This is a genomic window from Gottfriedia luciferensis (assembly GCF_001712755.1).
Taxonomy (GTDB): Bacteria; Bacillota; Bacilli; order Bacillales; family Bacillaceae_G; genus Gottfriedia; species Gottfriedia luciferensis_B.
In genome coordinates, this window is sequence record NZ_MDKC01000023.1 from 157611 (window position 1) to 177254 (window position 19644).

Below are 19644 nucleotides of genomic sequence, written 5' to 3' on the forward strand. Positions count from 1 at the left end.
CACCATTTCAATTTATTTTTCATAACATCATTTTACACTATAGTAGTCAAGAAACCAAAATGACCTCTTCTTAACGAAGAGGTCATTTTATATGCTTGCTTATTTTTTCTCAGATAACCATTTAGCAACAGCATCCAATTGTGGTCCTTGAAGTAAACCAGCTGGCATTCCGCCTTCTTTACCGTTTTTAAGAATGTCTTTGATTTGATCTTCTGAGTATCTTGAACCTACTTTAGTTAAGTTTGGTCCTACTACCCCTTGTAATTGATCACCATGACAGCTAACACATGTTTGAGCATATATTTCATCTGGCTTAGTTGATGCTGTTTGCGCCGGTTTTTTATCACCGTTAGCAATCTCATCAGCCTGTTTTGCTCCTTTTAATGAAATAATTAGCATGACTGCGATTCCTAGTGCTGCAATTAGAGCAAAAGGAATTAATGGATTTCGTTTCATTATGATCCCCCTTATGTAACCCCTTAAAAAAATAAAATTAATTACTATAACATTATTATTGTATACGATTAAAAACAATAAAAAAAGTATTATATTGGATAAATTTAAAAATTGTTAAACGATTTCAAAATTATATAAACCTTCCTACTATAAAGAATTAAATTCTGTATAGCATATTTGCAAATTATATTTGTATAAACTCACCTCTTGATAAATGAAATAAGTAAGTTTTTTTAAGAAACCATTTAAAACCATCGTCACCCATTAAACTTTTACTTTGATCTTAATTATTTACACAATAATGCTTAAGCAAAAAATTTAACTTATTCTATTAAAAACGCTAATAAATAATTGCTATTACGATATAGGTAATATGTCTTCAAACCATTTATTTTATATTTAGTAGTATTGAACTAATTATAAAAATTATTAAAAAAGTAAAGAAAATGAGTATTTGCAAATTTAAAGACAATTCTGTAAAATAAAGTAAATAGGTATCCAATTGTTTAAAATGATGGAATTCGAACTAGCGTCTCCATAATAATTTATAATAACCATTTTTACTTAAATTATCCTTTGATTCATCTTTAGAAAAAATTATTAAAAGATCACCCGTTTTCGCAATACTTAGTATGTAGCATAGCACTACATTTATCTATTTAGTACGGACATTCGATATATTTTGACAAAATTTTAATCATGACATATTTACTAATTAAAACGTTTTCATTTTTAATTTTTTAAATGAAAATAAAAAAGTTTACCCAATAAAGGATAAACTTTTTTAAAACATCCTATTCTAAGAAATCTTTCAGACGTTTGCTGCGGCTTGGATGACGTAATTTACGAAGAGCTTTTGCTTCAATTTGGCGAATACGCTCACGTGTAACTCCAAATACTTTACCAACTTCTTCTAAAGTACGAGTGCGTCCATCATCTAAACCAAAACGCAGGCGTAAAACATTTTCTTCACGATCTGTTAATGTATCAAGAACATCTTCTAATTGCTCTTTTAGCATTTCATAAGCTGCATGCTCAGCTGGTGAAGTTGCTTCAGAATCTTCAATGAAATCACCTAAGTGTGAATCATCTTCTTCACCAATTGGTGTTTCTAATGAAACTGGTTCTTGAGCAATTTTAAGGATTTCTCTAACTTTTTCTGGTGGTAAATCCATTTCTTCTCCAATTTCTTCAGGAGATGGCTCGCGACCTAAATCTTGAAGCAATTGACGTTGAACACGAATTAATTTGTTAATTGTTTCCACCATATGAACTGGAATACGGATCGTTCTTGCTTGGTCAGCAATTGCACGAGTAATCGCTTGACGAATCCACCAAGTAGCATATGTACTAAATTTATAACCTTTACGATAGTCAAACTTTTCAACGGCTTTAATTAATCCCATATTACCTTCTTGAATAAGGTCTAGGAACAGCATACCGCGTCCTACATAACGTTTTGCAATACTTACTACTAATCGTAAGTTCGCTTCCGCTAGGCGTCGTTTCGCTTCTTCATCGCCTTCTTCAATACGTTTCGCTAAATTGATTTCATCTTGTCCAGAAAGTAAATCAACTCGGCCAATTTCTTTAAGGTACATACGTACTGGGTCATTAATTTTTACTCCAGGAGGAACACTTAAATCATTTAAGTCAAATTCTTCTTCCTTCTCTAATTGAGTTCCTCTAGGTTCATCATCAGCGTCACCAACAATATCAATACCTTGTTCACCTAGTTGCTCATAAAATTCTTCAAGTTGATCTGAATCAATTTCAAATCCATTTAAACGATCTGCAATTTCTTCATATGTAATTACACCACGTTTTTTACCATTTTCAATTAATAATGCTTTTACTTGATCAAGTGTTACTTCTGTTTCCGTATCTTTAGAACGAGCCGATTTATCAGCCATCTGTTCCCCTCCTTCGAAAAGTTCGCGAATCATTTAACATATTTCATACTAGATCTTAGCTGTGTGATTTGTTGGAGAATCGTTGCAGCTTTTACAAAATCTCCTTCACGTTCGGCTTTTTTCAGATCTATTTCTTTTTCACGTATACGTTGTTGTTTATCATAGTTGTTTAATGCATCTAAATAATCCTTTAACTCTCGCTCTGTTAGTTCAGGTGCTATCTGTAAATTGACAATTTTTGAAACTACTTCAAGTAACCTTTTTGAAGGAAGGTAATTCATAAATTTACTTATATTAGACTCATTGCCCTCTTCATAATAAGCATAAAGATGGATTATAATCTCGGAATAATCATTATTGTAGAATAGACCCTGATATTGCTGTCTTACTTTTTCAGCCACGTCGCTGCTATTTAACATATGAGCTAAAAGTAATTGTTCCGCTCGAACATGTGCAGGAAGAAGTGTCTTAGTAGTAATATCGCGTTTGATATCAGTTTTTACTTCTGTTACATTAGATATACGATTTGCCTGATTACTATATTGTCCAAATTCCTTCTTAAGTACTTCAATCGAGATAGAAAACTCTTTAGAGAGTTGGTTTAAGTAATAATCTTGTTCGATCAGTTGACTTAGTTTAGCAATTTCTTGTAGCATTTCTTTTATATACTGAAATTTAACAGTTTCATCTAAAAGATTTTTTCCTTTTCGATGATATTGCATTTTAAAACTCATTAATGATACACTAGCTTCAATAATAGAGGTATTAAATTTTTCTGGACCAAATTTTCTTATATATTCATCAGGATCTAAGCCATCAGGCATTTGTGCAACTTTAATTGTAAATCCTTCTTTTTGAAGAACTTTAGCTGCTTTATCAGTTGCGTTAATACCAGCTTGATCTGAATCATAGCAAATAATAATTTGATCAACAGATGTTTTCAAGACTTTCGCTTGATCCTCTGTTAATGAAGTTCCCATGGTTGCAACTGCATCATGGACACCAGCTCTAAACGCAGAAATGACATCTGCAAAACCTTCCATCAGAATTGCCCGATTTTGCTTTCGCATGACATTCTTTGCTTGGTAAAATTGATATAATAATTTTCCTTTATGGAAAATTGAAGATTCAGGACTATTTAAATATTTTGGTGACCCTTCACCCATTATTCTTCCACTGAATGCAACAATTTTTCCTTGATGGTTATGAATTGGAAAAATTAATCGATTTCGAAATCGATCATAGTAATTACCATCCCGTTCACTTCGAACAACTAGACCAGCTTTCTCCATGATCGGCATTGGATAGCCACGTTTTTCTAACACCTTAGTAACAGCATCCCAAGAATCTAAAGCAACCCCAAGCTCAAAATGCTTTATTTCCTCTCTAGAAATTCCTCTGTTAAGTAGGTATTCTAATGCCTGTTTACCTTCTGTTGTGTTAACTAATAGATGATGATAGTACTTTTTGACAAACTCATGAGCTTCAAGCATAATGCCTTGTTCAGTAGCTTGTGGATTCTTGACTGTGTCAACTGTATCTGAAGGTAAAGTGATATTTGTCTTTATTGCAAGCTGATGGACAGACTCTTGAAAGTTAAGTCCTTCAAGCTGCATAATGAAAGAAATCGCATTTCCTCCAGCACCGCATCCAAAACAATGAAAAATTTGTTTTTCAGGAGACACAGAAAAAGATGGTGTGCTTTCTCCATGAAAAGGACAAAGTCCAAAATAATTTCTTCCTTGTTTTTTCAGAGGAACATACTCACTTACTACATCAACTATGTCAACTGACTGACGAACCTGTTCGACAAGTTCATCGGGAATTCTGTTTCCCATACTGACAGCTCCATATACTATTTTATTCGATAAAACTCACTGTATTCCTTCATGATTCGACAAAAATATTTCCATATATTTTAACTTAAGTTAATTCACTTTATAAAGTCATATATGAATTAATAATTATCTAAAATGAAGTGCTAAACAGTAGTTCATAAGCATTGCATTCAACTGCTGGTTCTGGTTTTCTTAAAACCCATTTATTTATCGCTTATGATTAATTTCTACACGTCTTTTGTAATTCCTTCAAAACATGTATCGATTTATGTAGTTTTATTTCCATCTTTCAATAAACTAGGAAGCACATATTCATAGTTTATTCGTAAGTATAAAAAGTTAAACCTATTATTAGTTCATTTCATACAATTTTTTATTATAATCTATTTTAATTAAGAAATCTAGCAATAAGTACTAAAGAAATTTATCTTTTACAAACGCTCCTAATTTAGCTAAATTCCTATTTAAAAAAGATGAAAACACATTAGATTACTCTAATGTGTCAGTCTAAATAGATCGATCATCATTTTTAATTTTAAAAAATTATCTAATCTGCTTATTTTGGTAATAGTAATTTAATATTACATTAGCGGATTCTTCAACTGCCTTACTTGAAACATCTACAACTTTACAGCCAATTTGTTTAACAACATTATTGAAGTGTTTTAGTTCTTCTTCAATTCTTGAAATATTAGCATAACTAGCTCCGTCGTGAAGTCCTAATGAAATTAATCTTTCTTTTCGAATATGATTTAACTTTTCTGGAGAAATCATTAGTCCAATACACTTTTCTTTTGGAACTTTAAGTAGTTGTTCTGGTGGATCAACTTCTGGAACTAAAGGCACATTGGCAACTTTAAATCCTTTATGAGCAAGATATTGTGATAAAGGAGTCTTTGATGTTCTTGATACACCGATTAAGACTATATCAGCTTTTTCAATACCTCTTGGGTCTCTTCCATCATCATATTTAACCGCAAATTCAATTGCTTCTATACGTTGGAAATAATCTTCATCTAGTTTGCGAACAACACCAGGTTCATTTCTAGGTTCAAGTTTATGAATCGTTGAAATTTTGTCGATTAATGGACCGATTAAGTCATAAACGATTACACCAGCACTTTGCGATTCTTCTAATAATTTCTTTCTCATATCAGGTTTTACTAATGTAAATACAATAATACCATTATTTTCTTTTGCTACTTGAACTATTTCAATTAATGTTGCATTATCTTCAACGTATGGTACACGTCTAATCTCGAATTTTTCATGAAATTGACTAATAGCCGCCTTTACGACATGCTCTGCTGTTTCACCAACAGAATCTGATACAACATAAACGATTGAATTGCCCATATGTTCACCTCTTAACTTTACTAAAACATATCATTGTTCATTAAGTCTACAATCGCACGAGTAAAATTTGTTTTTGTAAATCGACCAATTACCTCAAGTCCATGCTCACTTTCACGAACAACAGGGACAGCATCAATTTGTTTTTCAATTAAACTCTTAGCTACATTATAAATTGTATCATCTTTATAGCAAATTGTAATGTTTGGCATTCTTGTCATGATAATATCTACGGGTAATGTATGCAAATCTTTATTTCCTATGCTTGCACGGAGTAAATCTTTTCTCGAAAGTACTCCTGTTAAAATCGAATTTTGATCAACAACAAATAACGTTCCTACATCTTCAAGAAACATTGTAACAATTGCATCATACACTGATGAACTTCGATCTACTACAACAGGAATCGCCTGAAATTCCTTTACAGTCAATTTTTTTATTCTGTCAATGACTTGTGCACCGCTTGTTCTTCCTGTGTAATAATATCCTACTCGTGGTCTTGCCTCTAAAAAACCAGTCATTGTAAGAATAGCTAAATCCGGGCGAAGCGTAGCTCTTGTAAGTGCTAGCTTATCAGCTATATGTTCACCTGTAATTGGTCCATTATTTTTTACAATTTCAAGTATTTGAGTTTGTCGCTTTGTCAGTTCGATTTCCCTCACCCCTAACTATCCAATATGTTATACTCTCTAATAAATATTATATACTATTTTTACAATTTAAAAAAGAAAGAAGGAAATAGGTAGCCTATTTCCTTCCTTAGGTTTCTGAATTTTTATTAGTTTTCAGAAAATTATCCATATTTTTTAATTGCTCTAAAAATTTGCGGGACTTTAAATAGATTCCACTATATTCATCATAATAAGAAAATAAAATTTGTTGTAAGTTCTTCTTTGTCGCTTCACTAACCTCAATTTTCCCAAGTCGATTTACATCAAAATGATAAAATAACCTCATTAACTTAACCGATTTTTCAGTAACAGAAAAAGCATATGGATCAGTGTGTTTACAACGCTGACATAAAAACCCACCTTCTTTAACTGAAAAGGCTACAAATATATTTTCATTTGCACTGCATCTACAATTCACACATTGATCAAAAAATGGATGATATCCTAATACAGGTATCATTTTCGTCATAAATAAATAAGTCAAAACTTCAGCGTCTGCACCTTCATTCATGTGCTGAAGTAATTGAAGGACTAATTCAAATAAATACGGATTATTTTTTTTCTCTTCAACCGCTTTATCAGTAAGCTCTACAACAATCGAACCATACGCAGTTGCAACTAAGTCACTTCTTAATTCACGAAATGAATCAATCAGTTCTCCTTGACTTAAAGTACCTAAGCCAGATCCTTTTTGAATTAAAAACGACCCATATGTAAAGAGTTGTGTAACAGAAGCAAGTCGACTATTTGTCTTCTTTGCTCCTCTTGCCACAACTCCTATCTTACCTAATTCTCTTGTTAAGAGAGTAATAATAACATTTGATTCTCCATAAGCGTTTGCCCGTAATACAATTCCTTCTACACGCTGTAACAATTAACTCACCATCCAATTGGATGAAGGTTAAGTATGTAGGGAATCAATATCAGCTATTTCTTCATCAATGTAACTTTTCTGATCCACATGTTCCTGTTCAAGCTGCTTAAACAATAAATATGTCTCAACATTTCCAGTTTTAGAAAAGACATCCCAGGTAAAATTCAACATTGAGAAACCACCTTTCAAGAATAGCTACAACTCATTGCTCATTACCTATAGCCAATTACTTTCCCTGCTTACTTATAATGTGACCTTCTCTCCCGATTTTCATGTGTATAAAATTTATTAAAATAACAAATAAAAAGCTTGCAAAACCAAGAAAAATATGTTGGGCCTTTTTGAACAAGTGGTAATATTACTGGACCCCTGATACTAAGCCCAAATTCCTTGATTTTTGCCTATTAATACTCATCCTCACGGAATCCTAAATCTCTTAATTGAGACATACGGTTACGCCAATCTTTTTGAACCTTAACCCATAACTCTAAAAATACTTTTGTATCAAGCAAGTTTTCTATATCTAAACGAGCACGCTTGCCAACCTCTTTTAACATGCTGCCTTGCTTACCGATAATGATTCCTTTTTGAGAAGACCTTTCAACGACAATTGTTGCATTCACGTAGATCGCATTTCCTTCTGGTCTTCTTTCAATTTGCTCAATAATAACAGCAATTGAATGTGGAACCTCTTCTCTAGTCAAATGCAATACTTTTTCTCTTATTAATTCTGAAATGATAAATCTTTCAGGATGATCTGTTACTTGATTTGCAGGATAATATTGCGGACCTTCTGGTAAATAAGTTTTAATAACTTTTAATAAGCGATCGACATTATTCCCTTGTAATGCTGAGATCGGAACAATTTCAGCAAATTGGTATAAATCTTTGTATTTATTGATTAAATCAAATAACTGATCAGGATGAATTGTATCAATTTTATTAATAACTAAAATAACTGGACTACGACTTCCTTGCAGCTTCTCAATAATGAATTCATCTCCACGACCAAATCCTTCATTGGCATTTACCATAAATAACGTAGCGTCAACATCCTTAATTGAGTCTTGAGCTACTTTTACCATAAAATCACCAAGTTTGTGTTTTGGTTTATGGATTCCTGGCGTATCGATAAAGACAATTTGTGCATCATCTTCTGTAAAAACGCCTTGAATTTTATTACGAGTAGTTTGAGGCTTATCACTCATTATAGCTATTTTTTGACCTATTACTCGATTTAGGAATGTACTTTTCCCTACATTTGGTCTACCTATAATTGAGACAAAACCTGATTTATAACTTTCTTTATTCATTCAAATCCTCCGATGTAAATGCTCCTGGCAATAATTCTTTTACTGATGTTTCTTGGATTGCTCCATTTAAGTTTGCTAAATATACGATTGTATCTGGACCACTAAGTTCAAATAAAACTTGACGGCATGCCCCACAAGGAGCAACAGGTCCCTCGGTATCAGCGACTACTGCTACTGCTGTAAACTCCGTAATGCCTTCTGAATAAGCTTTGAATAATGCAGTACGTTCTGCACAATTCGTTAGACCATATGATGCATTTTCTATATTACAACCACGAATAACTTGACCATCCTTCGTAAGTAATGCTGCACCAACTTGAAATTTCGAGTATGGTACATATGCGTTTACTCTAGCTTTTATCGCTTCATTTATAAGTTGTTGTTTATCCATTTATGTAGCCTCCTATTATAAGCCCGAACACGAAAGTGGGGTCTTATTAACGTAGTATAGTAAAATACGGAAAAAATAGCAAAGCACCTATAATGATTGAAACGATTGCAGCGACTAACACCGCCCCAGCTGCTACATCCTTCGCTTTTTTTGCTAAAGGATGTTTATTAGGTGATGCTAAATCTACAACTGCTTCAATTGAAGAATTAACTAGCTCTAGCGAAATGACAATTGTAATAATAAGCAGAAGGATTAACCAATCTATTCGACTAATATGTAAATAAAACGCAAGGCCGATTGAAATAAGAGCTGCAAATAAGTGGATTTTTATATTTCTTTCATCTTTAATGACTTTAAAAATACCACTAAATGCAAAACCAAAAGAATTAAATAATGGCGCTCTTTTTTTAGAGTCTTTCAAGGCCATATTTTTCTAATATTTCCTTTTGTTTTGTAAACATCACTTTCTCATCAGCTTCATTCATATGATCATAACCAAGTAAATGTAAACATCCGTGAACTGCTAAAAAACCTAATTCACGTCGGAACGAATGACCATACTCTTCAGCCTGTCTTTTAGTAGTGGGAATCGAAATGACAATATCACCTAAAGTACGTGGTAAGTCCACTCCAATGATTTCAATTTCTCCTTCTCCTAATTCTTCCATTGGAAATGAAATAACATCAGTAGCACGGTCTTTCTCTCGATACTCTTTATTAATTTCATGAATTCTTTCATCATCTACAAATGAAACTGCTATTTCAACCTCACCCGTTACACCCTCATATTCAAGTGCGCACTCTAGTAAACCCTTTATATCAGATTGTTGTTCATTAGTCACTTCATTTGTTTCATCTATAAAATCAATTTCTAGTTGAACCATTTTCTCACCTTATCTTTCATCTGGATACTGTATTCTTGAATGGAAAGTTCCTTTTAAAGTCTCACACAATGATTTCTCAACAATGTGTAATTCTTTTAAGTTTAATTCACACATTGCAAACTGACCATCATTCAAACGATCATGCATAATGGAAGAAACTAATACCTCGATTTTTTCCATATCAGGGTCCTTTAACGAACGAACTGCTGCTTCAACACTATCAGCAATTCCTACAACTGCCGATTCCTTTGAATGAGCTTTTGGACCTGGATATCTAAAATCACTTTCTTTAACATCAGGATTCGTTTCTTTTTCCTTATAATAAAAATACTTTAATAAAGTTGTACCATGATGCTCCGCTGCAATATCAATTATATCTTTTGGCAAATTATATTTTTTTAGTATTTTTACACCATCACTTACATGCCTTAAAATGATATCTTTACTTTGAATCGGTTTAATACGATCATGAGGATTATGACCACCCATTTGATTTTCAATAAAGAATCCTGGATTATTCGTTTTACCAATATCATGATAATATGCTCCTACCCTAGCTAACAAGCCATTTGCACCAATCGCTTCACAAGCACCTTCAGCTAAATTTGCAACCATTATACTATGATGGTATGTACCAGGAGCCTCTAATAATATTTTTCTTAATAAAGGATGATTTGGACTACCTAACTCAACAAGTTTAAATGAGGATACCATTCCAAACGAATCTTCTACAAAAGGTAAAATCCCCATCGTAATGACACTTGATAAAACTCCGGAAGTAAGTCCCATTAATAAATAAATCCCAATTTCCACTGATGAATATTGTCCATTTCGTATTAAAATCAAAGAAAACAGAGTAGCAATATTAACAAGCGAAATTAAAAATCCTGCATGGAGAATCATTGAACGCTTATTCTTGACCTCATTTAAAAATAAAACGGCGATTGAACTAAATAAAATATAAATTCCAGTCGAGTAATTAATTGCGCCATTTACATCTTCGTTAAACATTAAACTACCGCAAATAGAGAAAATAATAGAAGAAACCATTAAATATCGATTACCTAATAAAAACTTTATCAATAAAGTTCCAATCGCAACTGGAGCTACATATACAAGGCCAGAAAACTCAACTTTTTGAAACAAGCTTACAATTTTCAAAATTAAGATTGTAAAAATTACAATGCTATAGTATGTAACGATGTATATATTCCCTTTTTCTTTCAATGAAGCCGTTTGCTTCAATACGAAGTACGCCAATACTCCAATTAATAGAATTAATCCAATATACGGTTGAATCGACTGTTTGTTTTTTATTAAGCCAACTAATTTTAATTGATCATATTTTTCCTTTGTAATTGTCTCTCCAGCTTTTACTAAGACTTGTCCTTGTAAAATATAAACACTATCTACACTTTCACTTTCTAGACGTTTTCTCTCTTTTGTCTCCTCTGCATCAAAAAAGTAGTTTGGCACAATCGCAAATTCACCAATTGAGATCATCGCATCCTTTAGTGAGGGATTAACGCTTACATATGATAATTCGTTTCGTAGCTTCCCACGAGATTCTTCGATTTGGTTCGTCGTGATTTCCTCAGACATTACATTGTTAATCGCCGTATTTAACGAAGCTTTCGTAATATTTAACTGTTCTTCTGACGATCTAACTAAAGTGCTAAATACACTATCTTCTAAGTTTTTACGAATATCGTCAGGCAGTTTTTTCTTAACATCACTTGTTTCTTTATCAATTAATGCTTGTCCTGTCGGATTATCACTTTTTGCATTTTCATTTTTCACTTCTGTAACAATATCAAAAATTGAATTTACTATGTCGATCCGTTTTTGTGTATAACTTTCCTCATATTTATATACATCCTCAACTCTTGCTGCAGCCTCAAGTCGCTTTTTAGCCGTAGCTCCTTTGTCCTCAATCGTGATAGGTGAATAAATATTATCATCAGCAATTGATAATAGCTGAATGTCGTATTTTACCGGTCTAACATGACTAACTAAAAGAAGAAAACTTAATAAGCTGAATGCAACAGTACATAGTAAAATGACAAGAGTTTGATTCTTAAAACGCTGAATTAAAGCTTGCAAACTATTCATTGTTTCCCCTTTCTAGAAATGCACCTCATCATAAAAATACGAAATGACCCTATCAATGTAGGGTCACTACGAATCATTCTTTTGCTAAATCATAAGCTTGAATAATCTTTTGTACTAGTGGGTGACGAACTACGTCAGTTTGTTCCAAGATTGTCATACCAATACCCTCAACACCTTTAAGTGTATTTTGAGCTGATATTAAACCAGACTTTACTCCTTTAGGTAAATCAACCTGTGAAGGGTCTCCTGTTATAACCATTTTAGAGCCAAATCCTAAACGGGTCAAAAACATCTTCATTTGAGCCATTGTCGTATTTTGAGCTTCATCCAAAATGACAAAGGCATCTTCTAACGTACGTCCCCTCATGTAAGCCAAAGGAGCAATTTCGATTGTTCCTCTTTCAATTAAACGTACAGTATGCTCTTGTCCTAAAACATCGTGCAAGGCATCATACAATGGTCTTAAATATGGGTCAACCTTTTCCTTCAAATCTCCTGGTAAAAATCCTAAACTTTCTCCAGCTTCCACAGCAGGTCTTGTTAAAATAATTTTACTTACTTTATTATTTTTTAGTGCTTGAACAGCCATGACAACTGCAAGATATGTTTTACCTGTACCAGCAGGTCCAATTCCAAATACTAAATCATTTGATTGAATTGCACGAAGATAATGTCTTTGTCCAAAAGTTTTAACTCGAATTGGTTTACCTTTTGAATTCTTAATAATTTCTTCGTCATACAACCTAGCAAATGATAACAGCCTTCCTTCTTTAGCCATTTGAATTGAGTATGTAACATCCCTCGATGTAATACTCACTCCATTTCGAATAACCTCTAAAAGAGCTTGAATGATTTGCTCAACAGTTTTCACATCTTCATTCGTACCTGAAACTTGTACAGATTGACCACGTGACACAATCTTAACATCAAGCAAATTTTCAATTATTTCTAGATGCTTATCGTTTGTACCAAATAAGGCAATTGCTTCGTTTGGATCCTCTAGTTGTTGATTAATCGTTAGTAGTTGTTCTGGCATTACTCAGTCCCCTTGAACAATAGTTTTCGTTTTTGTGATATCTTCTAAAACTTTATAATACATTCTTAAATTAACTTTACCATTGTCTATTGACTCGTGCAAAACTTTTTCTTGTAAAATTTTGGCATCCGGACTTAACTTTTTCATTAATTCCTTCTTACCAATTTGTTTTCCAAGTTGAGCAGCCTGCATTTTAGAGTATGTTCTTACATATTTTTCACTTTCCAGAGTAGTCTTTTTACTGAAAAAAATCGGCAATTTCCATTTTAAAAATTTAAATTGATACGAACTATTTTCATCTTCAAAAGACTTATATTTATTCTTATCAAAACCCCAAAATTTTATTTTATTTTCCTTAGTTCCAATATAATAACTAGTTTTTCTCTCTCCTGTAAGCACCGTAAACGGAGTATCTAAAGGAACACTAATAATTTCCTCTCTCCAAACTTCCCCCATGATTTTGCCCACTGCGGGAACTAAAATAGGATGTTCTTCTGTTCCGATTATTCCAGATACTAATATTTGACCTTTTTTCACAAAGTCATTCTTTACGACAAGAGGTTTCCCCTTTTCGACAAACATACTTGAAATGACAGCTTCTTCACTTGCAATAATATGACGTGGACTTAACGCCTTCTCAGGCTTAGGTATATGCTTTTCAACTACCTCAAAATGAAAGGTAGTCCCATTTAATTGTACACCAATCCAGGTTAATGTTGGATTATCATCTTGGAGCTTTTTCTGGATTGTTTGCATTCTAGGTAAAGTAAATTGAGAAGCTCCAGTCTTAACACCCATCGCAGTTAAATCTTTCCGGAGTTTATATTCCACTTCAGGTGAAGCACCCTTTATATCTATTCGCCAAACCATATTTGAAAGTAAAAATAATACAACTAAAAAGCCAACAACCCCTACAACAAATCCAAAATACTTCCATGCTCGTTTAACTTCAAAAGGCAGCCCTTTCCTGCCAATAAAATAAACCTTATACTCTTTTTTGCGAGGAATATTCTTGATCCGTTTATAATCTTTCAACTCAATTGTAAACGTGATTGAATTTGTTCCACTTTTCTTCACATCACGAAGTGGAATCCCCTTTCGCATACATTCATTTAAAAAACGTTCTGGTCCAAGCCCAATCACTTTTACTTGAACCATCCCCGTAAGTTTTGAAGTCCATTGGTTTTTCATCCTAATCCCCCATGTTCATTAGACTGATCATGGTGTAAGTTCTAGATGTTATTCATTAATAAAATACACATGCTCAATTTCGCCTTCCAACAAAATCTCCTCAGGTAACATCGTCTTCAAAATAAAATCTTTCCCCTTAATCAACAACTGCCCTTGCTTCATTAACAAACGCAATTCATTGTCCGAATACACAAGTAAGCCTCTATGGTTTTCAATATAAATATGTAGTTGACCTAACATCGTAATACGTGGTAATTCCAATAGTACATCTGGTGGTAAGTCCATCTTACTTGACATCCATGTTTTTAAATTATGCGCTAATCTTTTCAAGATAGACTCCTCCCCCTTTCATATCATATTTATGATGAATTTTGAGAAGGTATGATATAAAAAGTAAAAGGTAAAGGAAATTTAAGATGTATAGTTGGATTTTATAAAGGTATGGGTTATTGATTTTTAAATGATGAAGAGGAAGCTGGGTTTTATGGGTACTGACGTCTGTGTTGTACGGAAGATCAATCAATGAATTTAGGGTTCGAATGTCTCTATAATGAGCCCACTTATAATTAATTTTCAGTTATGGCACATAGTAAAAAACCGAGAACAAATAACTATTCTCGGTTTAAATTTATTTACGTTTTTACATTCTTTTTTGGATTGTAACATCTTGATAAACATCTTGTTTTCCTTGTGAAGTAGCAACCCACCAAAGTACCCCTTGTGTGAGAAAGAAAAGACTCCACATTACTACAAGACCAATTGAAGTTAGATCACTTTTCCCATCACCGTATATCCCTTTGACTGTAACATAAGTGATGAGTACACTTACGATCAAAACTATCAACTTAATAAATATCGGCCTTTTAGCCATAGTTGTTTCCATTTGTGGTGAATGATTTGTTTCTGTTTTGACTAGTTTTTTATTTAATCTAGCATAGTCATGAACCCCTTGCTTAATCTCATCTTGAAGTCGTTCTTCATCACCAATTGCCATCTCTCTTGTAATATAGATTAATGTAAATGCAAATGGTACGACAATTATTAACCAACCTAAAGCAAATGCTATTCCACCAAGATCATTGTGTAAATCCCCGAACGGTGTCATTATTCATCTCTCCCTTACCAGTAGATGTTAAACAAATGCATTGTTTATCTGAATTCATCATACCGAATAACTTTAATTTTATATGTGATATAAATCACACACTTAGTTAAATATTGACTAAAATATTAATAATTTTTTCATTGACTCTTTAGATGGGATTTTTCTCTAAATTGGAATTATGCAGATTTTAAAAAGAAGGAAGAAATTTACAACCAAACTGGATATGGGAGCTTAATTAAAAGATAAAGTTTACACCTTGACTAAAGAAGGTGAAGCTGTGGGATTGTGGATAAAGAACTAATTAGCGGTTTTATAAGAAATTAGGTTATTTTTTTAGTGAACCGTATTGTTTTGTGAAAATTTAAGCAGATTTATGTGATTTAATGGACTGAAGCATCATTTTGAAGAAGTTAATTGCAGTTTTTGAATTTTTATTTGCACTTTCGATGATTTTAATTGCTGTTTCGGAAATTTTATTTGCACTTTCGAAGATTTTAATTGCAGCTGGTGAAATTTATTTGCACTTTTGAACATTTTAATTGCACTTCCGAAGTATTGCAGTACTCAAAAAAAAATAAACGTCTATAAATAGACGTTTATTTTAACAGACTTGCTACAGCTTTATTCACAGAAGAGCCATCAGCTTGTCCTTTTACTTTAGGCATAACTGCACTCATTACTTTCCCCATGTCAGCTTTTGATGTAGCACCGACTTCTGAAATTGTAACACGTACAATTTCAAGAAGTTCCTCTTCAGATAATTGTTGAGGCAAGTATTCTTTTAGAATCAGTAACTCTTGCTTTAATTTATCCACAAGGTCTTGACGACCAGCTTTTTCGAATTCCAGGAGGGAGTCTTTACGTTGTTTCACTTCACGAGTTAAAATTGTTAACTCTTGATCAGCTGACAATGTCACATTATTCCCTAAGCTAATTACTTCATTTTGTAATGACGCTTTCACCATTCGAATAACTGCTAACTTGTCTTTGTTTTTTTCCTTCATCGCTTGTTTCATATCTGAATTCAAACGTTCGAGAAGACTCATAGTAACACCCTCTCTTAGAATTTACGTTTTCTCGCTGCCTCTGATTTTTTCTTACGTTTTACACTTGGCTTTTCATAAAATTCGCGTTTTCTTGCTTCTTGTAGCGTACCAGTTTTAGAAACTGAACGTTTAAAACGACGAAGAGCATCTTCTAAAGATTCGTTTTTACGAACGACTGTTTTAGACATCTTACTTTTCCCTCCCTCCAAGCTACCACTTACAATCAATAAAACACTGTAAAAAAGAAACACTTTTCCACATGTCTTTTACGATTATAATACATAAACTATTGATAGGTCAACAGGTAAATGTCAAGTTTGAAACTTAACACCCTTTGCCATTAAAAGGAATCAATAGCCTTCTGTTGCTACGTTTCCTTGGACAATTGTGATTCCATTACTTGTGCCTATTCGAGTTGCTCCGGCTTTAACCATTTCATTGACACTTGCTAGATCACGTACGCCGCCAGATGCTTTAACTCCAATATCAGGGCCAACTGTTTTTCTCATTAATGCTACATCCTCTACAGTTGCACCACCAGTTGAAAATCCTGTAGATGTTTTAACGAAATCTGCTCCAGCTTTTACAGAAAGCTTAGAAGCCATTTCTTTTTCTTCATTCGTTAAAAGACTTGTTTCAATAATTACTTTTACTAATGCTTTACCTTTTGCTGCATTAACAACTGCTGCTATATCTTGTTCAACAGTGTCATAATCCTGATCTTTTAAAGCTCCGATATTAATCACCATATCGACTTCTCCGGCTCCATTTTCAATTGCATTCTTCGTTTCAAACGCTTTTGTTTCTTTTGTATTGGCACCTAAAGGAAACCCAATTACAGTACAAACTAAAACTTCAGAGCCCTTTAACAAATTTGCACAATGACTGACCCAAGTTGGATTCACACAAACCGAAGCAAAATTATGTTCTTTTGCTTCTTGACATAATTTTTCTATTTGAGATTTAGTTGTTTCAGGTTTTAAAACTGTATGATCAATCAATTTATTGATATTAGTTGTCATTTTGTAGTGCTCCTAACTAATGTTTTTTTCAAAAATACTCTTTAAAGACACTGAAATATCAGCATTGATTATTATTTGTTTTTTCATTTTAATTATGTGAAATCTGAGCTTAAAATTAAAAAAACTCAGCCAAAAAAATTCAAAGCATCAAATTTATATAGATGCATTTGAATTTTTTTCAACTGTTTTATGAATATCTTTTACTTTAAGCATCATAAAGAATGAAATTGTAATAAAGAAACAACCATACAAGAACATGAACTTGTATCCAATAAAATCCATAATTGCACCTAATAATGGTGGTGATATAATATTAGCAATTGATGAAAACAAATAATATAAACCTGTATATGTTCCAATAAATCCAATCGGTGCCATCTCGGCTAAGAAAGGATAAGAATTAATATTTACTAATGCCCATAAACATCCCATAATCAAAAAGACTATTCGGATGAATAATAAATCCTTTAAGAAAAATAAAACAACAAAACCAATGATAATTCCAAATATACCGATTAATATGCTTCGTTTCTTACCAATTTTTGTTCCTATAAACCCGGCAGGAATGGCAAAGATTAAAAATGCTAATGATATGAAAGCAAATGAAAACGCCGCTGCACTAACTTTTACTCCTAAATAAACTTCCCCATAACGTGTAAAAAAAGTTTCAATTCCATTAAATCCCGTGAACCAACTCAGAATTGCTAATAATAGAAATAATGCACTTTTATTTTGAATAGCTGAACGAAAACCTTCTCTTAATTTTACCTTTTCTTCAGCCTGTTCATAATATAGGACATCTCTTTTTTCTCTAATAAAGAAAAAAAGAATTAGAAAGCTAAATAACATTAAAAATCCTGCCAAGTAAAAAGGAAATCCTTTATTTAGATCCCACAAAATTGAACCTACAAAGAACGCAATTAAAGCACCAATTCCACCCATAAAATTAATGACACTATTCGCCTTGCTTCTTTGTTCAACTCTTGTTAAATCAGGCATAAGTGCTATTACCGGAGAACGAAAAATACTCATACTTAAATTCATAAACACAATAAAAAAGATCAACATAAAAAGTGTTTTATGCACTGGAATTAAAAAGGTAAATAGTGCTGCAAGTGGCATACCGACCATTAAAAATGGAATTCTTCTACCAAATCGTGTATCTAAACGATCACTATACATTCCTACGGCAGGTTGTAAAAATAGTGCAAAATAATTATCAAACGTCATAATAAATCCGATTAAAGCAGATGACTTTAAATAATCGCTTAAAAGTTTTGGCATAAAAGCATTATAGACCGACCAAGTAAGACTTATTGCAAAAAATCCAAATCCTAAAAGCATAATTTTTTTGTAATTTAGTTTAGGCATTCGAATTTCTCTCTTCTGATCTGTCTATAAACATTTTCTAAATGAGTTTGATCTAATGACACAATCATCCCCCCCTTATTCTCAGTATAGTAAGCACACCAATCAAATATTTACCCTTTTTTCAATTTTTATAAAATATTAATTTATTAGGAAAAGTTCATAAAATAGAGGTGTTTCATAATAAAAGAAGCTTTAAACCGACAAAAAAACCTAGTGTAAACACTAGGCATTTTCATTCATTATTTTAATAATATAAAACGTACAACCGGCAATAACGCAGCAACAACTACCATTTAAAAATGATAAAAAGTAAATCATTTTTCCACCAAGATACCTTTTTCCCTTGCAGTTTACATTCTTTCTTCTAAGGCTTTCGCGGTATTACTTGTTACTACTTCCTTCTCATCCTTTAATGTACCAAAAATCCCATCAAAAATAGGTGTCGATACACCATACCAAAAGTTTTCATTTTTGAAATGATGCAGGATATGTAGCTTTTTAATCTGTCGTCCTACTTTCGTTATAGGTTTAATTGGCCTGTGAGCTACATAATGTTTCCATTCGTACACGAGTAACATAAAAACTAAACCTGAACCAAATGCGATTGTTTGAATTAGATCTTTCGATATCAAAAAATAAATTATACAAAGTGATCCTAAATTCGGAATGCTATACCATATCGGTAAAAATAACAATTTCAAATCATCTGGATACGTATGATGATCGTAATGAATTCTTTTCATAAATTTAAGTAATAGTTTATTTTTTGGTGCCTTTATGTGAAAAATGAAACGATGTGTTACGTACTCACTAAACATAAAAAAGATTAATCCTATAATAAAAATTAAGACAGTAATCCACGAAAAATGAAATCCTATACTATAAATAATTCCAACTAAAAAAAGTACCCCCATTACAATAATATCGAAATGAAGAAAAAAGTCTCGATATAGTCCCTTCATAAAATCCCCCCTCATCTATACCTAAATTATCTTAATATCAAATTTATATTTCAATATTATTTATGTAATTCCTTTTTAAGTTCTATTTGAGCTGATTATTAATTTT

At 32.6% G+C, this 19644-nt stretch carries 22 protein-coding genes; 1 reads left to right on the forward strand and 21 read right to left on the reverse strand.

Features of this window, described 5'->3' with window-relative positions; translation table 11 throughout:
• Window positions 1-99: 99 nt before the first annotated feature.
• The 16 genes from cccA to BED47_RS14010 all read right to left on the reverse strand — a co-directional run bounded on the left by cccA (window position 100) and on the right by BED47_RS14010 (window position 15137).
• Window positions 100-456: a cytochrome c550 gene (gene cccA, locus BED47_RS13935; RefSeq protein ID WP_056474948.1), complete on the reverse strand. Its 357-nt coding sequence runs from the start codon at window positions 454-456 to the stop codon at window positions 100-102.
• A 794-nt stretch (window positions 457-1250) separates the two neighbouring features.
• Window positions 1251-2369: an RNA polymerase sigma factor RpoD gene (gene rpoD / locus BED47_RS13940; protein WP_069034168.1), complete on the reverse strand. Its 1119-nt coding sequence runs from the start codon at window positions 2367-2369 to the stop codon at window positions 1251-1253.
• A 29-nt stretch (window positions 2370-2398) separates the two neighbouring features.
• Window positions 2399-4207, reverse strand: coding sequence for a DNA primase (gene dnaG / locus BED47_RS13945; RefSeq protein ID WP_069034169.1), 1809 nt, complete (start codon window positions 4205-4207; stop codon window positions 2399-2401).
• Between the two features lie 543 nt (window positions 4208-4750).
• On the reverse strand, window positions 4751-5563 hold the full coding sequence (locus tag BED47_RS13950) for a pyruvate, water dikinase regulatory protein (RefSeq protein ID WP_069034170.1): 813 nt from the start codon (window positions 5561-5563) through the stop codon (window positions 4751-4753).
• A gap of 20 nt (window positions 5564-5583) precedes the next feature.
• Window positions 5584-6222, reverse strand: coding sequence for a helix-turn-helix transcriptional regulator (locus tag BED47_RS13955; protein WP_069034171.1), 639 nt, complete (start codon window positions 6220-6222; stop codon window positions 5584-5586).
• Between the two features lie 97 nt (window positions 6223-6319).
• Window positions 6320-7105, reverse strand: a complete 786-nt coding sequence (gene recO / locus BED47_RS13960; protein ID WP_069034172.1) for a DNA repair protein RecO — start codon at window positions 7103-7105, stop codon at window positions 6320-6322.
• A 27-nt stretch (window positions 7106-7132) separates the two neighbouring features.
• Window positions 7133-7276 (reverse strand): YqzL family protein, encoded by a 144-nt coding sequence (locus BED47_RS13965; RefSeq protein ID WP_069034173.1) that lies wholly within the window; start codon window positions 7274-7276, stop codon window positions 7133-7135.
• A 233-nt stretch (window positions 7277-7509) separates the two neighbouring features.
• Window positions 7510-8418 carry a GTPase Era gene (gene era, locus BED47_RS13970; protein ID WP_069034174.1) on the reverse strand — a complete coding sequence of 303 codons (909 nt, stop codon included), beginning with the start codon at window positions 8416-8418 and terminating at the stop codon, window positions 7510-7512.
• Window positions 8411-8809 (reverse strand): cytidine deaminase, encoded by a 399-nt coding sequence (locus tag BED47_RS13975; protein WP_025671606.1) that lies wholly within the window; start codon window positions 8807-8809, stop codon window positions 8411-8413. The genes era and BED47_RS13975 overlap by 8 nt, the downstream gene beginning before the upstream one ends.
• 46 nt (window positions 8810-8855) lie before the next feature.
• A complete protein-coding gene (locus BED47_RS13980) occupies window positions 8856-9236 on the reverse strand; it encodes a diacylglycerol kinase family protein (RefSeq protein ID WP_069034175.1) in 381 nt (126 codons plus the stop codon).
• Window positions 9217-9693, reverse strand: a complete 477-nt coding sequence (ybeY, locus tag BED47_RS13985) for an rRNA maturation RNase YbeY (protein ID WP_056474934.1) — start codon at window positions 9691-9693, stop codon at window positions 9217-9219. The genes BED47_RS13980 and ybeY overlap by 20 nt, the downstream gene beginning before the upstream one ends.
• Before the next feature lie 9 nt (window positions 9694-9702).
• Window positions 9703-11805 (reverse strand): HD family phosphohydrolase, encoded by a 2103-nt coding sequence (locus BED47_RS13990; RefSeq protein WP_069034176.1) that lies wholly within the window; start codon window positions 11803-11805, stop codon window positions 9703-9705.
• A gap of 73 nt (window positions 11806-11878) precedes the next feature.
• A complete protein-coding gene (locus tag BED47_RS13995; protein ID WP_069034177.1) occupies window positions 11879-12841 on the reverse strand; it encodes a PhoH family protein in 963 nt (320 codons plus the stop codon).
• A 3-nt stretch (window positions 12842-12844) separates the two neighbouring features.
• On the reverse strand, window positions 12845-14032 hold the full coding sequence (gene yqfD / locus BED47_RS14000) for a sporulation protein YqfD (protein ID WP_069034178.1): 1188 nt from the start codon (window positions 14030-14032) through the stop codon (window positions 12845-12847).
• A 48-nt stretch (window positions 14033-14080) separates the two neighbouring features.
• The gene (gene yqfC, locus BED47_RS14005) at window positions 14081-14329 is read right to left on the reverse strand and encodes a sporulation protein YqfC (RefSeq protein ID WP_091022830.1); all 249 of its coding nucleotides are present in this window, start codon (window positions 14327-14329) and stop codon (window positions 14081-14083) included.
• Between the two features lie 343 nt (window positions 14330-14672).
• Window positions 14673-15137: a hypothetical protein gene (locus BED47_RS14010; protein ID WP_069034180.1), complete on the reverse strand. Its 465-nt coding sequence runs from the start codon at window positions 15135-15137 to the stop codon at window positions 14673-14675.
• A 401-nt stretch (window positions 15138-15538) separates the two neighbouring features.
• On the opposite strand from BED47_RS14010, the gene BED47_RS24395 reads away from it, so the two are divergent.
• Window positions 15539-15667, forward strand: a complete 129-nt coding sequence (locus tag BED47_RS24395; protein ID WP_286162567.1) for a hypothetical protein — start codon at window positions 15539-15541, stop codon at window positions 15665-15667.
• 66 nt (window positions 15668-15733) lie between these two features.
• On the opposite strand, the gene BED47_RS14015 is transcribed toward BED47_RS24395, so the two are convergent.
• The 5 genes from BED47_RS14015 to BED47_RS14035 all read right to left on the reverse strand — a co-directional run bounded on the left by BED47_RS14015 (window position 15734) and on the right by BED47_RS14035 (window position 19538).
• Window positions 15734-16183, reverse strand: a complete 450-nt coding sequence (locus tag BED47_RS14015; protein ID WP_069034181.1) for a GatB/YqeY domain-containing protein — start codon at window positions 16181-16183, stop codon at window positions 15734-15736.
• A gap of 14 nt (window positions 16184-16197) precedes the next feature.
• The gene (gene rpsU / locus BED47_RS14020; RefSeq protein ID WP_003152957.1) at window positions 16198-16371 is read right to left on the reverse strand and encodes a 30S ribosomal protein S21; all 174 of its coding nucleotides are present in this window, start codon (window positions 16369-16371) and stop codon (window positions 16198-16200) included.
• 162 nt (window positions 16372-16533) lie between these two features.
• Complete coding sequence (deoC, locus tag BED47_RS14025) at window positions 16534-17205, reverse strand: deoxyribose-phosphate aldolase (protein WP_025569238.1); 672 nt, start codon at window positions 17203-17205, stop codon at window positions 16534-16536.
• A 153-nt stretch (window positions 17206-17358) separates the two neighbouring features.
• Entirely contained in the window at window positions 17359-18576 is a 1218-nt protein-coding gene (locus BED47_RS14030) for an MFS transporter (protein ID WP_069034182.1), read from the reverse strand.
• 350 nt (window positions 18577-18926) lie between these two features.
• Window positions 18927-19538: a sterol desaturase family protein gene (locus tag BED47_RS14035; RefSeq protein WP_069034183.1), complete on the reverse strand. Its 612-nt coding sequence runs from the start codon at window positions 19536-19538 to the stop codon at window positions 18927-18929.
• Window positions 19539-19644: the final 106 nt, after the last annotated feature.

Coding starts and splice junctions, on each gene's coding strand:
- cccA (WP_056474948.1), bottom strand. CDS start 456: ATGAAACGAAATCCATTAATTCCTTTTGCTCTAATTGCAGCACTAGGA.
- rpoD (WP_069034168.1), bottom strand. CDS start 2,369: ATGGCTGATAAATCGGCTCGTTCTAAAGATACGGAAACAGAAGTAACA.
- dnaG (WP_069034169.1), bottom strand. CDS start 4,207: ATGGGAAACAGAATTCCCGATGAACTTGTCGAACAGGTTCGTCAGTCA.
- BED47_RS13950 (WP_069034170.1), bottom strand. CDS start 5,563: ATGGGCAATTCAATCGTTTATGTTGTATCAGATTCTGTTGGTGAAACA.
- BED47_RS13965 (WP_069034173.1), bottom strand. CDS start 7,276: ATGTTGAATTTTACCTGGGATGTCTTTTCTAAAACTGGAAATGTTGAG.
- era (WP_069034174.1), bottom strand. CDS start 8,418: ATGAATAAAGAAAGTTATAAATCAGGTTTTGTCTCAATTATAGGTAGA.
- BED47_RS13975 (WP_025671606.1), bottom strand. CDS start 8,809: ATGGATAAACAACAACTTATAAATGAAGCGATAAAAGCTAGAGTAAAC.
- BED47_RS13980 (WP_069034175.1), bottom strand. CDS start 9,236: ATGGCCTTGAAAGACTCTAAAAAAAGAGCGCCATTATTTAATTCTTTT.
- ybeY (WP_056474934.1), bottom strand. CDS start 9,693: ATGGTTCAACTAGAAATTGATTTTATAGATGAAACAAATGAAGTGACT.
- BED47_RS13990 (WP_069034176.1), bottom strand. CDS start 11,805: ATGAATAGTTTGCAAGCTTTAATTCAGCGTTTTAAGAATCAAACTCTT.
- BED47_RS13995 (WP_069034177.1), bottom strand. CDS start 12,841: ATGCCAGAACAACTACTAACGATTAATCAACAACTAGAGGATCCAAAC.
- yqfD (WP_069034178.1), bottom strand. CDS start 14,032: ATGAAAAACCAATGGACTTCAAAACTTACGGGGATGGTTCAAGTAAAA.
- yqfC (WP_091022830.1), bottom strand. CDS start 14,329: ATGTCAAGTAAGATGGACTTACCACCAGATGTACTATTGGAATTACCA.
- BED47_RS14010 (WP_069034180.1), bottom strand. CDS start 15,137: ATGACACCGTTCGGGGATTTACACAATGATCTTGGTGGAATAGCATTT.
- BED47_RS14015 (WP_069034181.1), bottom strand. CDS start 16,183: ATGAGTCTTCTCGAACGTTTGAATTCAGATATGAAACAAGCGATGAAG.
- rpsU (WP_003152957.1), bottom strand. CDS start 16,371: ATGTCTAAAACAGTCGTTCGTAAAAACGAATCTTTAGAAGATGCTCTT.
- deoC (WP_025569238.1), bottom strand. CDS start 17,205: ATGACAACTAATATCAATAAATTGATTGATCATACAGTTTTAAAACCT.
- BED47_RS14030 (WP_069034182.1), bottom strand. CDS start 18,576: ATGCCTAAACTAAATTACAAAAAAATTATGCTTTTAGGATTTGGATTT.
- BED47_RS14035 (WP_069034183.1), bottom strand. CDS start 19,538: ATGAAGGGACTATATCGAGACTTTTTTCTTCATTTCGATATTATTGTA.